Raw genomic sequence first — 15,057 nt, forward strand, 5'->3', positions numbered from 1 at the left:
GCCTCTCCAAAAGAAACAAGGTTCTTTAATTAAGTTATGGTATTACAATCAGTCACGGTTTGAGCCAAGAAACTGTAGTAAGAAAACAAACATATTTATGAAATCAAGATAAAGACTGAGGGCACCCATAATCACTTTACGACCTTTGGTGTCAACACCATCTCCTTCATAATACATTAATTTAATATTTTGCGTATCGTAAGCTGTTAAACCAGCAAAAATTAACACGCCAATCACAGAGATAGCAAATTGCAAAGCACTTGATCCAAGAAAGATATTCACAATCATAGCAAGCATTAAACCAATCAACCCCATGAAGAGGAATGAACCTATCGCTGTAAGATCACGCTTTGTTGTATAACCATAAAGTGAAAGAGCACCAAAGGCTGCAGCGGTAATAACAAAAGTTTGTACAACACTTTCTGTCGTATAACGCAAAGTAATGGAGGACAATGAAAGTCCAACAAGGGCAGCATAGCCAAAAAAGAGACTACGAGCAGCACTTGTACTCAGTGTATTAATTTTAAAACTGAGAAATAATACCGCGACAAGTGGTGCAAACATAACAATGTAGGAAAGAGGTGATGTATAAAATGTTACTCCAAAGGGAGTTAAATAAATACTGCTACTAATTTGAGCGGCTGCTTGGCTCATATCTGTTGTTGTTGCTAATGATGCAATTGCGTAAGCAGCAGCAGCTGTAATAAGCAATCCAATAGTCATTGTATTATAAACGCCCAGCATATAGCTGCGCAATCCTTGATCAATTGATGCATCGGCATGGGAAACAGACGCCGAACGTAAATTTTTAAAATCAGCCATGATATAAAGTCCTTTAGCATATGTTTCATCAGATGACGGGGTTAAAAACTCATACTGCTACAACAAAAGCCTTGTATAAATTCTCACTTTACCTATACAAACAACCCCAGGCGCCGCTGATGAAATTCCAGCATACCTCCCCTTATTATGGGGATTTATTTTAAAATTACAAGAGATTTTCATTAAAAAGAAACCTTACAAATTGGTAAGGGAAAGGCGTATTCTAGGTAAAATATTGTGTCTTTTTTGTGATATTTTGTGCAAGGAAAAGTATTAAAATATGCGTTTAGAGTTTCTCATCTCAATGATGTAATGTAAAATTCATGAGGCATAACAATTTTTGCATTTATGAAGATGAAAAGAGTCTCAGTCATTATATTTTCATCTTACAATATTACACTTGTACAGTTTACCAGAGGTCTATTGGATTTTTTTACAGCATTTTAGACAAATGCCAAATCATCTGTTCTTGAACACTATTTTGTATTTCAAAACCATAGGCATTAACGCTTTGAATCTATTAAAAAATATGCAAAAAGAGCAATAAATGGCGAATCTCTAAATAGAACGGTTGTAGCTCTAAAACTACAGAGGGAATAAGTAAGAAAATGCTATTTTAGAAACAAAGAGGGCACATTTGATGCTCTCAAGATAGAGATATTAAAATAAAAAACAGAGTTTTTTATAAAATTTTTATGAGAAACAGTAAGATTTCCAAAACGTAAGACAGAAAGATATTCAGTGTCTTACGCAACATATCAAAGAGACATTTTTGAAGGTACCCAAGCCCATTTCACACCACTACCCGTGAAGGATATACCAGTAAATCCATTATGTACCACCATCTTTACGCTTATGAAGGAGCAAATCGGTACCATCATAATATTTTCTAGCCCCCAATGTTACAACAGTCCTTGGTATTGAGACGATTCATAAGAGGCATTTTTGCTCCTTTCTAAGCGGTTTTCTACCCACACACCAACCCCGCTTATGATGTGCAGAAACATCGTTTTGATTGATTCAACATAAGGGGATTTGAATTGAGAGAATCTTACAATATTCGAGGGTCTCATTCGACAGGCAAAACAACAAATTATCATTATAAATCAATTTGTTATCCGAATAAATACCATTATTTTGAGGAAATAAACGGCTTTTATTCAGAAAATGTATGATGAGAATGACGTTTTGTTTTTATCCAAGTACGCAATTCTTCAAAAAGTATAGCTATAACACCGAGAGTAATAAAACTATCGGCAAGATTGAAAATAGCAAAATAAAAAATATCATCGATATGAAAAAGTATATAATCCGTGACGTGATGAAAGCGGATACGGTCAATAAGATTGCCAATGGCTCCTCCAATGATAAGAGTGAGACCAAAACGCGTTAAAAATTTATGATATTCAGTATTTTTCCAGAGCCAGAAAAGGAAAAGAAGAACAGCAAATGTAATGGCAATAAGCCCCCAATGAGAAAAAGAAGAAAAAAACGAAAATGCAATACCAGAATTGCGCACATGATAAAGGGAAAGGAAAGGAAGAAGAGGTTTTTCTGTTCTTAGGAGCATATTGTGCATAACCCAGTATTTGACTGCTTGGTCAATTGCTACTGTAAATGCTAAACCAAGGAGAAAAAAAAGCAGAGATTTGCGGTTCATATTTTGGCCTCACATGTTACAGTGTTAAATAAGGACGGCGGATTTCATAAAGCATAAGGGCCGTTGCTATCGCTAGATTAAGAGAATCGGCGCGTCCACTTTGTGGAATGCGTGCGAGTTTATTACAACGATTCGTAAGAATATCGGATAATCCTTGTTTTTCGTTTCCCATGAGAAGAATAATAGGACCATTTTTGAAGTTAATTTTCCGATAATCGGTAGAACCTTTAAGATGTGTGCCAACAACCATAGCTTTTAAATTTTTAGACCATTTTACAAAGGTGTTTTCATCACAGCGATAAAGAGGTATAGCAAAAATTGATCCCATAGTTGCTCGTACTGTTTCGGGTGAGAAGGGGTCTGTTGTCTCACCTATTAGAATAACGCCTTTAGCTCCTACAGCATCAGCTGTGCGAATAATGGTACCAAGATTTCCAGGATCACGCACCCGATCAAGGGCAACATAAACATCTTCGATTTGTTCTTGTATTGTTTCAAGTGGTTGCCACTGTTGTTTAAAAATACCAATCACTGTTTGTGGATTATCGCGGCGGGTAATGGATTCCATCACCTTTTGTGAAGCTTTAATGACAAAACCACCATTGGCCACAGTGTGTGCCGCAGTGTTTTCGATAGTGGTATTCCCGATGATGCTTTTAGAAAAAATAAGTGTCTGTATTGTCCAACCGAGATTGAGAGCATCAATCACCAATTTTAGTCCCTCAGTCATGAAAAGACCTTCTTGATTCCGATTTTTCTTTTGGTTGAGCGCTCGAAGATTTTTAATAATGGGATTGCTAAGGGAGGTAATTTCTTTAACCTTACCAGTTTTTTGTAGAGACATATTCAGGCAATCCAACGACTAAAAAGAGAAGTAGAAAGGGCGCGTCCAGCGGCTTCTTCACGCAAGATCAACTCTCCTGATTCGACTGTGCCACCAAGATTTGTCAATTCATCACGCATTAAAGCATGAAGCGCATAGAAAGAAGCACGAATAGAATAAGCTGTAAGGACAATAGAAAGAGGGTTATCAGAGAGAAGTTTACGACAGTTTGTGATCATAGCCGGTAAATGGTCGAACAGTTGCCAAATTTCACCATGAGGACCACGCCCATATGCAGGAGGATCAAGAAGAATCATATCGTAAGTTTTTTTACGCCGCAGTTCACGTTCGACAAATTTTACAGCATCATCACAAATCCAACGAATCGGATGATCTAACAATCCCGCTGTTTCTTGATTGGCTTTTGCCCAAGCAATGGCTTTTTTAGAGGCATCAACATGTGTAACATTTGCACCTGCGCGCGCACCAATCAAAGAAGCAATCCCTGTATAGCCAAAAAGGTTTAGCATTTTAACCGGACGTTGAGTTTTAACAATTTGTTCTTCCATAAAACGCCAATGGGCATCTTGTTCAGGAAAGACCCCTACATGACGAAAGGAAGTAAAACGACCTAAAAAAGACAGTCCATTCCAAGCAAGGGGCCAAGTTTCACCCAGTGGTTTTTTGGGAAAATGCCAACGACCAACGCCTTCTTCTTCTCTATTGCCAGTAAAAAGAGCATCAACATCATCCCAATGTTTTTGTGATAAAGCGGGTTTCCATAATGCCTGACCTTCAGGACGAATAATATGGTAGTCTCCATAACGCTCTAATTTTTGTCCATTCCCAGAGTCAATGAGAGCATAATCTGCGCTTACACCTGTTTCTAAAATAAGAGGTAACTTTTCCTGCGGATATTTATCGCTGTGGTGCATTTGAAAATATTGTGCAAACATATTCGGTATTACAATACAGGTATTAAAAAAATGGGTGTTACAAGGCTTTTAAATTTCTCGCAAGATTGCAAAGGCTTAAAGCCAATTAAAGCATGTATAGAGAAAAAGAGAAAGACACTTCTCATTCTGTATTGTAACTCTGTATTGAACACAGTCGGAAATCAATTTCTCTAAAATAACATTACACCATATCTGTAATCGATTTTTTCAATTTCTCGAGTTCGGCTTTGCTTTTTTTAAGAGCTTTTTTGCATTTATGATACGCAAACCAATTCATGAGGCTTCCTAATAAAATACCAAAACCAAAGAAAAGAAAGAGCCATATAGAAAAAGGAGCGTGATAAGTAAAACTTTCAGAATTTGACCAAAAAGGATCAAGCGTTAATGCAACCATCTGACGATTTGCTATGATAAAAGCAACTAAAATGGCTGTAGGAATCAGCAAAGCAATAGCTGAAAGGGTATGTTTAATTGTCATAAATTTTACTCATTGATTAAGCCGATCACGCAATTCCTTTCCAGTTTTGAAAAAAGGAATCCATTTTTCTTCAACGACAACAGCTTCACCTGTTCGTGGATTGCGACCGTTACGGGCTGAACGGCTCTTAACAGAAAAAGCTCCAAAACCGCGAAGTTCAACACGATTACCATTCTCAAGTGCTGTTGAAATTTCCTCAAAAATAGCGTTCACAATATTTTCCACATCACGTTGAAAAAGATGTGGGTTTTGACGGGCGATAATTTGCACAAGCTCTGATTTTACCAAAATAGCCTCGCTTTCATATAAAAGGTTTTTATATTTTTATAATTGTGCATTTCATACACGCATATTACAACATATAAATGGTCAAAAGCAAAATAAAACTAAGAAAAAACAAATTGCAAGAAACAAAATTTGAAAATACATCTTATAGGGGGTATACAGGTTGTAAAAGCACGGAGCATTTAAGAGATTAAGGTAGTATGTCCGTAAACGATCATTATGAAGACGTTTTAACAAAATCATCCTTTGGGGATGTTTTTAAAAAAGCCTCTCGCCATTCGCGTTTCATTAGTCTGTTAAAATTTTTTTTACCTCTTTTGGCGCTGGTTGCGGCACTCATTTTCTGTTGGTTTACATTTTTCTTAGCACCGGTTTCTTCTGATCCTGCTTCTTTAAATGAAGAGGCAGAGATAATGAAATTGACGATGCTCAATCCCAAATTAGAAGGTTATACACGTTCTCATGAACCTTATTGGCTAAAAGCAGAGAAGGCATTCCAAGATCGTACCCGCTCCGGAGTGATTAATTTGCAAAATATTACAGCTGAAGCGCTTATGGGCAAGCAAAGACGGGTTTTTCTTGATGCACAAGGGGGCGTTTACGATAATATTAATGGTTTTTTACAGTTGGATAAGCCCTTCACGATTACAACAAATGATGGGATGAGCGTACAATTTATGGCAGCAAAGATTAATTTGTCTGAAGGGCAGTTAAACACAGATCAACCTGTTAATATTCAACGCGCAGGTTTTCATCTTATCGCAAATGCTTTGCAGATTCGAGAAAAAGGGCAAAACATGTACTTTCATGGTGGTGTGCATTTGGTGCTTGACAAGCAATAAGAGAGTTTCAATACAAATTTGCAGTGGTTGTTATGAAAGAAAAGTATGTGTGTTTGACAGAAAAATGAGGGATGATGGGATGAAGCCGAGGGAATCATACAAAAAGTGGATAGGTTTTTCTTTGGCTTTAGGCTTGGGAATGTTAGAGTTTGGAATGGTTTTGGGATATGCTGAAGGTGCATATTTTGGAATTCATTTATCAAATGATAAAAAACCAGTAGAACTCTATGCAAATTCTTTAGAAATACGTGATAAAGAAGGGATAGCACTCTTTAATGGTGATGTTTCGGTTGTTCAAGGTGAACGTATTCTACGAACGGCAAAATTAGTTGTTTACTACAATAAAGCACATAAAGCTGCCTATAAGGATCAAGAAGACACAAAGACATCTTCACCTGCGTGGTTTGGCTCGACGGGTATTAGGAAAATGGAAGCTTTAGGAAAAGTTTATATAAAAATTGCTACACAAATCGCAACAGGTGATAAGGGTGTTTTTGATAGTAAATCAAAAACAATGCGTTTGACAGGAAGGAATGTCACATTAACTGACGGTGATAATGTAGCAACAGGATGCAAATTAACAGCGAATATGGAAAGCGGAAAGGCTTTTCTAGAAGGATGTGAGACATCTGAGAAAAAAGGCCGTGTTTCTATTATTTTAAAACAAAGTCAAAAGGATGGCCATTAAGGTTTCATGTTTGGAATCAAAAGAAAAAAGCAGACGGACAAACATGATCTTGCCAGTGAAACTTTAAGAAAGCGCTTAAAGGGAACCCTCATTGCTAGTCATTTGATGAAAGTTTACCGTGGAAGGCAGGTTGTCAATGGTGTTTCTTTTGGCATTCGTACAGGGGAATCTGTTGGCATTCTAGGTCCCAATGGTGCGGGCAAGACAACGTGTTTTTATATGGTTACGGGACTTATTAAATCGGATGGAGGATCCATTAAAATTGATGGATTTGATATTACCCATCTACCGATGTATAGACGTGCGCGTTTAGGTATAGGATATCTTCCGCAAGAAGCATCGATTTTTCGCGGTCTTTCAGTAGAAGATAACATTAAAGCTGTTTTGGAATGTGTCGAAAAAGATCGTCTCAAACGGCGTGAAGAGTTAGATAGCCTTTTACATGAATTTAAAATTGATCATTTACGCAAGATGCCAGCTCTCTCTTTATCAGGGGGAGAGCGTCGACGGCTTGAAATTGCACGAGCACTAGCTTCTCGCCCTCATTTTATGTTACTTGACGAACCGTTTGCAGGAATTGATCCTATAGCCATTTTTGATATTCAACAGCTTATTCGTTATTTGACGCAGCGTGGAATTGGTGTTTTGATAACGGATCACAACGTGCGCGAAACATTAGGTCTTGTCGACCGTGCTTATATCATTCACGCGGGACGTGTGTTAGTTCACGGTCGTCCTAACGATATTATCAACAACGCTGATGTACGCAGAATTTATTTGGGAAATCAGTTTTCTCTTTGATTTTGCAGTTTCAAAGAGTTTTCCTTAATCTTAAACGGGATATGGGAAGGCGGTCAATTTAGGGAGAATATGAAGTTGTAAAAGTGAAAACCAAAATCCATTTTTACCATCGTTTTTTACTTTGCTTTACGACTTTCAAAAGTATCTAAAGCAATATCTTTCAAATCATGCAGATTACGCATTGTCTCACGCTTTTGTTTGTTATGTTTTTTAATGGTATCACGACTATCATATAAAACAGACCGCCACCCAGTTGTACATTTACGGGCTTTTTTAAAAGAGACATCTATTAAAGCACTCAAGCCCATTTCAAGACGCCGCCTGTAAAGGGTATACCGGTAAATCCCCAGTAAATCCATTGAGTACCACCATCTTTACGCTTATGAAGGAGCAAGTCGGCACCACTAGACTCTTTACCGGCTTCCAATGGTGCGACAGCCCTTTGTATTTAGGCGATGCATAACAGGCATTTTTACTCCTTTCTAAATGGTTTTTATCCACACGTTAATCCCACTTGTGATGTGCAAGGGGATGATTTTGATTGATTCAACATAAGCAGGTTTGGAATGAGAGAATCTTAGGATATTCGAGGCTCTCATTCAAAATGTATAACTATAAATCAATACGCTTCTATAATGGGTACAAGCGCTCCATTTTTGTATATACAGACAATGAAACATCCATTACCCAGAAGAGATTGGAACTCTATTTTGATTCTATAGGGAACGCACTCTGTATGTTCATAACATAGCAAGGAATAATTATTAATACATTGCAGGAACTATAATTATGTTGTTGAGAAACTCCTTATTTGTGCCAAAACTTTTTTTACAATTAATCTTTTGAACTTAATTTTTGCTCAATGTAAAAGAACATTAAGCTGATATAATTTTATTATTTTATAGGTTGAATTTGCGTTTGATTGTACCATGGGAAAGATATTACTAGATTAACCTGATAATGAATGGTAAACAAGGCTTTAAGTAAATGCGCATATTGCTGAAAGGTGTGTAGTATTGATAATGCTTTTCCTTATTGAATTAAACAACAGATCAATGGCACTGTTTCGGATATTTTTATGGTAGCACCATGGGGTACATATATTACAGTTTTCAAACAGGATTTATGAGATTTTGTTGGTTTGCATTGCGTATTTAAAAGCGGGGTATCCGACAGCGAATATTAACCTAAAGATGTAACGCTCTTTAAAAGAGTTGTCGAACGACTTAAAGCTTTTTTTAATCATTTTAGTTGGACAGTATTCAAGCTGCGCAGAGATTGTCGAAGTGAAATACCATTTTGCCTCGGTATGCTTCTCATTTTATTGGGAGTTAGGTTTTAAAAGGAAGAGGAAAATCTGATGAGAAATTATACATTAGCTCTTGTGACAAAAAGATTAAATGATGGCCTTTGAGAGTTTCATAAAGAGATGAATTTTATGGACAATGTGATTTCTTTTTTTGTCATGCTGTTAATGAGGAGCTGAGTAACTATTTTATTGTTGCACGGATAGTGACATAAGATGAGTGATCCATCACCCATTATAAATTGAAAAATAAAGTCCCATACGATGATGCAAGAAAGTGAAAGAACTTTAATTCACGCCGTTTACGAATTTTTTGGTGAGCGTTTGAGCGTGTAAAAGGAAAATTAAAATATGAATTTGAGTGAGTTAATTGCACCGGAAGCAATTATTCCGGCTCTTAAAGCGAATTCGAAGAAACAAGTTCTCCAAATTTTATCTGAAAAAGCTGCAGAGCTTACAGGTTTGAGTGAACGTGTAATTTTTGATATTGTTTTGCAACGTGAAAAACTAGGATCAACAGGCTTGGGGAGTGGTATTGCGATTCCACATGGAAAACTGCCTGATATGAATCGAATCATTGGTATCTTTGCGCGCCTTGAAACCCCTGTTGATTTTGAAGCTCTTGATGATGAGCCTATAGATCTTATTTTTCTCCTTTTAGCGCCTGAGAATGCTGGTGCAGACCACTTAAAAGCTTTATCGCAGATTGCGCGTGTTTTGCGTCATGCTGATGTTGTACAAAAACTGCGTAATACGCATGATGCTCATATGCTTTATACTCTATTAATTCAAAATTCAGAATCAAATGTAGCTTAAAAAAAGTGTGGTGTACGTTGTCGAGAGTGCACCACAGAGCAGATTGGAAAATGATACGGTTTGCATATTAGTATCGCTGTCTTATCATGTGGCTTAAAAGACATTTTCATCAAGAAGAATTCTCGCTTAAAAAAACAGTAACAACTTTCATCTTTTGTTATTTTTGTGCGCTAAAGGTCTGTTCTTTTCGCTCTTAGATTTTGTTTGTCCGTGCATGAGATTTTTGTAGGTTAAGATGGTTTCATCTTTAAAATTCAAGGAGGGATGAAGGATATTATATTCCCTGCGTAAAATGATGAGAAAGATTAATTTTTAAAGGAGAGATTTGATTTAAATGTTGGTTTTTACTTGGAATCAATGCGCAAAAAATAATTTTGTACAGTAGACGTGAAAATGATAGGTTTTGGATTGAGCAAGAGGATTGTTCTGTGCGTACAAGCTTATTTAATGACCATTTAATTGATTGAACAGATTATTCAAAGAAAAATAAGAGAGGGGATTAGAAAAAGCCTTGAAAAGAAAAAAATTTGATATTTTGTTATAAATTACATCAAAACAAAATGATAATATTTTAACAAATGAACTCTTCAAAAGTCCTCAGTAAAGGAGAGGTGGGATTTATCGAATCTGTAAAACAGGATGGTTAAGTTGATTGAGACTATTGGGATCACGTCAAAAATTGGCAAATGAAAATGATCAAGCATATCAACAAGCCTAAATGGTATCAAAGTAAGAAAAGCGCCATATCGTTGTTAAGATGAGTGCTAAAATTTTTGTATTTCTTGGTAAATATACTGATAATATTTGCTATTTTTTTGTAAAACAGTTTGAAGAGTATGAAAAGGTGGGCTCTAAGCGCTATTGAACACGAACGATAGACGCACTATAATTGATAACAGGAAGAGTATTAAGCAATTTTTATTAACGCAAATGCGTTGAATATGTTAAATTATAAATGATATCCTCAAAGTTGCGAAATAAGGCGTATTCCTTTATGAGGTACATTCACGGTATTTGCAAGAAATTGCCTGATCAGGGGGCGTAGTTTATTTGTTAACAGGGTGGTGCTATATTCGCATGTTGTTTTGAATCCTGGTTGTTGAAAAAGAGAAGTTTTTATACGAAAAAGAGGATTTTTAGTGTAAAACCAAAATATTGTTTTTTACACCTCATTGTTGAGTAAAGAATTTATGTTGATAACAACTGAATGGTTAGACTTAAACGTAAAGATCTTTGCTATTTGGTGTGGAAATATTTTGCTTGTTGAAGGGATAAGAGTGATTACACTAAAGCATCGAAAGTTTTTGTTGAGCTTTTTCAATGAAGAGAATCTTTTTAAAGACTAAAGAAGTGAGCTAAATGAAGATGGTTAGAAAGACTGTTATTGCTACATTTATAATGGTTCTGGTTTCTGTTGGAGCACTATGTGCACAAACGCCAAGCCGCTTAAACCAATTTGAAGCATGGGGGGCGTATTCTTATCAATCGCCAAAGAATACAATTTGCTATGTATTATCGGTACCTTTGGAAGCACTTCCAACGACAGTTAAACATGGCGATAATTTCTTTTTGGTTACCAAGCGTTCAAATTCTCCGGTCTCCTTTGAACCACAATTTATGGCGGGTTATCCTCTTAAAGAAGGGTCAAAAGTTACTGTAACCATTGAAAATGTAGATTTTGAATTTTTCACGAAGGATTCCTCAGCTTGGTTAGCATCATCTGCGCTAGAAAAACAGCTTGTTTCTGCTATGCGTTCTGGAATGAAGATGACAGTGAAAGCTATATCAAAACGGGGGACAAATACCACCTACACTTATTCCTTAAAAGGAATTACTGCTGCGTTGAATGCAGCTCAGAAGTGTCATTAAGATTCGTGTAATTTTAAATTATTGATATAAATTGGAAAAAGATGGCCATTTCCTATGACCTTAAACCAGTTGGTTCATGCATAACGCGAGAAACAAAGAGTGTTGTCGTGGAGGAGAGTTCTAAGCTCTCTTTAATTGGTTTATCGCAAGCTGAGATGATGCAAGCTTTAAAAACAATTGGTGTGCCAGAACGCCAAACGCGGATGCGTGTACGTCAGCTTTGGCATTGGCTTTATGTGCGCGGTGTTTCAAGTTTTGATGAAATGCTAAATATTTCTAAACCATTGCAAGAGATGCTTAAAAGTCATTTTTCCATTGCACGTCCGGAAATTGTTGGAGAACAAATATCAAGAGATGGTACGCGTAAATGGCTGTTGCGCTTTCCAGCACGTGGAGCAGGAAGACCTGTAGAAATTGAAACAGTTTATATTCCCGAAGAAGGGCGTGGTACTTTATGTCTTTCATCGCAGGTAGGATGTACGTTAACGTGTTCTTTTTGTCATACGGGAACGCAAGTCCTTGTTCGTAATCTAACAGCGGAAGAGATTTTAGCGCAATTGTTAGTTGCACGTGATTGTTTGGGTGATTTTCCTGATAAGAATACTCCTGATGGAGCAATCGTTCCAATTGAAGGACGCAAAATCACCAATATCGTTATGATGGGGATGGGAGAGCCACTTTATAACTTTGAAGCAGTTAAAAAAGCTTTATTGATTGCTTCTGATGGAGAGGGGCTTTCTTTATCGAAACGTCGAATTACGCTTTCAACCAGCGGTGTGGTTCCTGGAATTATCCGCACTGGAGAAGAAATTGGAGTGATGTTGGCAATTTCACTCCACGCAGTGCATGATGCACTACGGGATATGCTGGTTCCCATCAATAAAAAATATCCGCTTTCTCTCTTGATGGAAGCTTGCCGAAATTACCCTGGTCTTTCTAATGCTAGGCGCATTACATTTGAATATGTTATGTTGAAAGATATCAATGATAGTTTGGATGATGCGAAGCGATTGATTCAATTATTAAAAGGAATTCCTGCTAAAATTAACTTGATTCCTTTTAATCCATGGCCAGGAAGTAATTATCAATGTTCTGACTGGGAACAAATTGAGCGTTTTGCTGATGTGGTTAATCGAGCAGGCTATGCTTCACCTATTCGGGTGCCGCGTGGGCGCGATATTTTAGCTGCATGTGGCCAACTTAAATCAGCTTCAGAGCGTTTACGCAAATCTGAACGTTTAAAATTTGCAGATGCAGTTGGCAATAAATAACTTTAATCTTGGGTAATAAGAAGACGTAAAGCAAAACTGGTAAAAATACTAGCCATGAACCAATCCAAAAAGCGCAGATAAGAGGGATTTTTTTTAAGGTTCTGAGTAAGTTTATGAGCCATAAAAACCATGGAAATCATAATTGGTAAAGAAATGGGGATGTAAGAAAGTCCTAAAATGAGTAATTTCTGTGTAGCCATGGGATCATTAGCATGAATAAATTGTGGTAAGAAAGTTACGTTGAAAAGAATAACTTTAGGATTTAAAATATTAATTCCAATACCGGTAAAATAATGACGTTTGAGGCTTTGGCGTTTCTGAGGTGTTTGTTTGAGAGAAAATGTTGAATTTTTACATAATGCTTGCAAGGAAAGCCATAAAAGATAAAAAGCTCCAGCAATTTTGAGGAGAAAAAAAGCGCGTGGTGAAGCTAAAATAAGTGCGGATAAGCCAAGTGCTACAGCTGTTACCTGAATAGCAAAACCCGTTGCACTTCCTAAAGCGCACATAATCCCAGCTTTTTTGCTTTGTGCAATAGTACGTCCTACAGACAGCATGATATCAGGTCCGGGAATAAGTGCTAAAATCAACGATGCTAAAGCGAATTGTACAACAATAGACCACTCCGGTAGAAATGACACGTAAATCTCCTCTTGTTTGTAAACGGTTTTCAATATTGGCGTTCTATAAGAACGCTTCCCACTTACATTTTTTTGCGTCTTTTTAATGTTGCTTAAAGAGAATTTATTTTATACTGCTTATATTGTTGTACTTTCTAAGTACAAGCAAAGAAAGCAAACCATATAGAGCTTTAAAATGAAAAAATGGCAAAACGTAAAGAAAGTTGTTTTGGCTTATTCAGGGGGGTTGGATACGTCGATTATTCTTAAATGGTTACAAAGTGAATTAGGTGCGGAAGTTGTAACTTTTACAGCTGATTTAGGGCAGGGGGAAGAGTTGGCACTTGCCCGCCGTAAAGCTGAGATGCTTGGTGTTAAAGAAATCTATATTGAAGATTTGCGTGAAGAATTTGTACGTGATTTTGTCTTTCCAATGTTTCGAGCGAATGCAGTTTATGAAGGAACCTACCTTTTGGGGACGTCAATAGCTCGTCCGCTTATTGCAAAACGCCTTATTGAAATTGCCAAAGAAACAGGAGCAGATGCAATTGCCCATGGGGCGACAGGGAAGGGCAATGATCAAGTACGCTTTGAGCTTTCTGCTTATGCGCTTAACTCTGATATCAAAATTATTGCTCCATGGCGTGATTGGTCTTTTAAAAGTCGGACGGATTTGCTTAACTTTGCACATGCACATAAAATTCCGGTAGAGAGGGATAAACAAGGAGAAGCACCTTTTTCTGTGGATGCAAATTTATTGCATTCTTCATCAGAAGGAAAAGTGCTGGAAGATCCAGCACTTCCTGCTCCTGAATATGTGCATATGCGGACTCTTTCGCCAGAAGCTGCTCCAGATAAAGCCACCAGAATCACGATTGGCTTTAAGAAAGGTGATGCCATTTCAATCAATGGAGAAAATTTATCTCCCGCGAATTTACTTTCTGAATTGAATCGTTATGGACGAGACAACGGTATCGGTCGGTTAGATTTGGTAGAAAATCGTTTTGTTGGCATGAAATCGCGAGGCATTTATGAGACACCAGGAGGGACCATTCTCTTAACGGCTCATCGTGCAATAGAATCTTTAACATTAGATCGAGGAGCGGCGCATTTGAAAGATGAGTTGATGCCGCGTTATGCAGAACTGATTTATTATGGCTTTTGGTTTTCGCCTGAACGGAAAATGTTACAAGCTGCGATTGATTTATCCCAAGAAAATGTTGAAGGTGAAGTTACATTAAAGCTTTATAAGGGGAATGTCATTGTTGAAGGACGCCAAAGCAACAAGTCTCTTTATTCAGATAAATTGGTAACTTTTGAGGATGATGAAGGTGCTTATGATCAACAAGATGCTACTGGCTTTATTAAATTAAATGCCCTGCGTTTGCGTATATTGGCAGCGCGCTCATTGGAATATAAATAAACAATTCTATAAAACGACCCTTAAAATATAATAAAAAGGTGTTTTCTTTATAGAATGTTTAATTTTACGCTTTTTTCTCATTCATTGATATTTGTGCGTAGGCTCTTTATCCTCTTTTAGTTTGATTCTAGAGGATTTTTTTCTGATACGTGTAATAGGAGAACTTCTAGAATCATGGCAATGAAAATACCAAGAATCAAAAGGAGAAAATGATGTCTCATAATACTTATGCTTTGTTGATAAAGAAACAAAAGAGAAGACAATGGAAAGAGGAGAGAGGATCTTAGCCATAGCAAAAGCGTGGTGCAAAGATTTTTAGCCGCTTTTAGCGCGGCTATTATTGACGAATAAATACAATAGCCATACACAAAGCCATTCAAGAATTTCATTTTAGGAT

General features: G+C 37.1%; 14 protein-coding genes and 1 pseudogene. 7 read left to right on the forward strand and 8 right to left on the reverse strand.

Features of this window, described 5'->3' with window-relative positions; translation table 11 throughout:
- Positions 1 to 48: 48 nt before the first annotated feature.
- The 6 genes from LNM86_RS12105 to LNM86_RS12130 form a co-directional block, all read right to left on the reverse strand.
- Positions 49 to 822, reverse strand: a complete 774-nt coding sequence (locus LNM86_RS12105) for a Bax inhibitor-1/YccA family protein (protein WP_241437861.1) — start codon at positions 820 to 822, stop codon at positions 49 to 51.
- 1,156 nt (positions 823 to 1,978) lie between these two features.
- Positions 1,979 to 2,482: a signal peptidase II gene (gene lspA, locus LNM86_RS12110; protein WP_241437862.1), complete on the reverse strand. Its 504-nt coding sequence runs from the start codon at positions 2,480 to 2,482 to the stop codon at positions 1,979 to 1,981.
- A 16-nt stretch (positions 2,483 to 2,498) separates the two neighbouring features.
- Entirely contained in the window at positions 2,499 to 3,326 is an 828-nt protein-coding gene (locus LNM86_RS12115) for a TrmH family RNA methyltransferase (RefSeq protein WP_241437863.1), read from the reverse strand.
- 2 nt (positions 3,327 to 3,328) lie between these two features.
- Positions 3,329 to 4,261 (reverse strand): class I SAM-dependent methyltransferase, encoded by a 933-nt coding sequence (locus LNM86_RS12120; RefSeq protein WP_241437864.1) that lies wholly within the window; start codon positions 4,259 to 4,261, stop codon positions 3,329 to 3,331.
- Between the two features lie 181 nt (positions 4,262 to 4,442).
- Positions 4,443 to 4,739, reverse strand: a complete 297-nt coding sequence (locus tag LNM86_RS12125) for a lipopolysaccharide assembly protein LapA domain-containing protein (RefSeq protein ID WP_241437865.1) — start codon at positions 4,737 to 4,739, stop codon at positions 4,443 to 4,445.
- A gap of 9 nt (positions 4,740 to 4,748) precedes the next feature.
- A complete protein-coding gene (locus tag LNM86_RS12130) occupies positions 4,749 to 5,027 on the reverse strand; it encodes an integration host factor subunit beta (RefSeq protein WP_241437866.1) in 279 nt (92 codons plus the stop codon).
- 197 nt (positions 5,028 to 5,224) lie between these two features.
- On the opposite strand from LNM86_RS12130, the gene lptC reads away from it, so the two are divergent.
- The 3 genes from lptC (at position 5,225) to lptB (ending at position 7,355) form a co-directional block, all read left to right on the forward strand.
- Positions 5,225 to 5,866 (forward strand): LPS export ABC transporter periplasmic protein LptC, encoded by a 642-nt coding sequence (gene lptC / locus LNM86_RS12135; RefSeq protein WP_241437867.1) that lies wholly within the window; start codon positions 5,225 to 5,227, stop codon positions 5,864 to 5,866.
- 79 nt (positions 5,867 to 5,945) lie between these two features.
- Positions 5,946 to 6,554, forward strand: a complete 609-nt coding sequence (locus tag LNM86_RS12140) for an LptA/OstA family protein (protein ID WP_241437868.1) — start codon at positions 5,946 to 5,948, stop codon at positions 6,552 to 6,554.
- Positions 6,555 to 6,560: 6 nt separating this feature from the next.
- Positions 6,561 to 7,355, forward strand: coding sequence for an LPS export ABC transporter ATP-binding protein (gene lptB, locus LNM86_RS12145; protein WP_241437869.1), 795 nt, complete (start codon positions 6,561 to 6,563; stop codon positions 7,353 to 7,355).
- Between the two features lie 42 nt (positions 7,356 to 7,397).
- On the opposite strand, the pseudogene LNM86_RS12150 reads toward lptB, so the two are convergent.
- A pseudogene (locus tag LNM86_RS12150) lies at positions 7,398 to 7,825 on the reverse strand (integrase); the annotation flags it as partial.
- Positions 7,826 to 9,012: 1,187 nt separating this feature from the next.
- On the opposite strand from LNM86_RS12150, the gene ptsN reads away from it, so the two are divergent.
- The 3 genes from ptsN to rlmN all read left to right on the forward strand — a co-directional run bounded on the left by ptsN (position 9,013) and on the right by rlmN (position 12,617).
- Positions 9,013 to 9,477, forward strand: coding sequence for a PTS IIA-like nitrogen regulatory protein PtsN (gene ptsN, locus LNM86_RS12155; protein ID WP_241437870.1), 465 nt, complete (start codon positions 9,013 to 9,015; stop codon positions 9,475 to 9,477).
- Between the two features lie 1,365 nt (positions 9,478 to 10,842).
- On the forward strand, positions 10,843 to 11,346 hold the full coding sequence (locus LNM86_RS12160; RefSeq protein WP_241437871.1) for an invasion associated locus B family protein: 504 nt from the start codon (positions 10,843 to 10,845) through the stop codon (positions 11,344 to 11,346).
- Between the two features lie 41 nt (positions 11,347 to 11,387).
- A complete protein-coding gene (rlmN, locus tag LNM86_RS12165) occupies positions 11,388 to 12,617 on the forward strand; it encodes a dual-specificity RNA methyltransferase RlmN (RefSeq protein WP_241437872.1) in 1,230 nt (409 codons plus the stop codon).
- Between the two features lie 2 nt (positions 12,618 to 12,619).
- On the opposite strand, the gene LNM86_RS12170 is transcribed toward rlmN, so the two are convergent.
- Positions 12,620 to 13,258, reverse strand: a complete 639-nt coding sequence (locus tag LNM86_RS12170; protein WP_241437873.1) for a LysE family translocator — start codon at positions 13,256 to 13,258, stop codon at positions 12,620 to 12,622.
- Between the two features lie 175 nt (positions 13,259 to 13,433).
- Between LNM86_RS12170 and LNM86_RS12175 the strand changes: the two genes are divergently transcribed.
- A complete protein-coding gene (locus LNM86_RS12175; protein WP_241437874.1) occupies positions 13,434 to 14,660 on the forward strand; it encodes an argininosuccinate synthase in 1,227 nt (408 codons plus the stop codon).
- Positions 14,661 to 15,057: the final 397 nt, after the last annotated feature.

Origin of the sequence: Bartonella machadoae, from assembly GCF_022559585.1 — a bacterium.
Classification (GTDB): Bacteria; Pseudomonadota; Alphaproteobacteria; order Rhizobiales; family Rhizobiaceae; genus Bartonella; species Bartonella machadoae.

Bases quoted from the DNA above. Each gene is read 5' to 3' on its own strand.
- lptC (WP_241437867.1), top strand. From the start codon at position 5,225: ATGTCCGTAAACGATCATTATGAAGACGTTTTAACAAAATCATCCTTT.
- lptB (WP_241437869.1), top strand. From the start codon at position 6,561: ATGTTTGGAATCAAAAGAAAAAAGCAGACGGACAAACATGATCTTGCC.
- LNM86_RS12175 (WP_241437874.1), top strand. From the start codon at position 13,434: ATGAAAAAATGGCAAAACGTAAAGAAAGTTGTTTTGGCTTATTCAGGG.
- lspA (WP_241437862.1), bottom strand. From the start codon at position 2,482: ATGAACCGCAAATCTCTGCTTTTTTTTCTCCTTGGTTTAGCATTTACA.
- ptsN (WP_241437870.1), top strand. From the start codon at position 9,013: ATGAATTTGAGTGAGTTAATTGCACCGGAAGCAATTATTCCGGCTCTT.
- LNM86_RS12105 (WP_241437861.1), bottom strand. From the start codon at position 822: ATGGCTGATTTTAAAAATTTACGTTCGGCGTCTGTTTCCCATGCCGAT.
- rlmN (WP_241437872.1), top strand. From the start codon at position 11,388: ATGGCCATTTCCTATGACCTTAAACCAGTTGGTTCATGCATAACGCGA.
- LNM86_RS12160 (WP_241437871.1), top strand. From the start codon at position 10,843: ATGGTTAGAAAGACTGTTATTGCTACATTTATAATGGTTCTGGTTTCT.
- LNM86_RS12125 (WP_241437865.1), bottom strand. From the start codon at position 4,739: ATGACAATTAAACATACCCTTTCAGCTATTGCTTTGCTGATTCCTACA.
- LNM86_RS12120 (WP_241437864.1), bottom strand. From the start codon at position 4,261: ATGTTTGCACAATATTTTCAAATGCACCACAGCGATAAATATCCGCAG.
- LNM86_RS12115 (WP_241437863.1), bottom strand. From the start codon at position 3,326: ATGTCTCTACAAAAAACTGGTAAGGTTAAAGAAATTACCTCCCTTAGC.
- LNM86_RS12140 (WP_241437868.1), top strand. From the start codon at position 5,946: ATGAAGCCGAGGGAATCATACAAAAAGTGGATAGGTTTTTCTTTGGCT.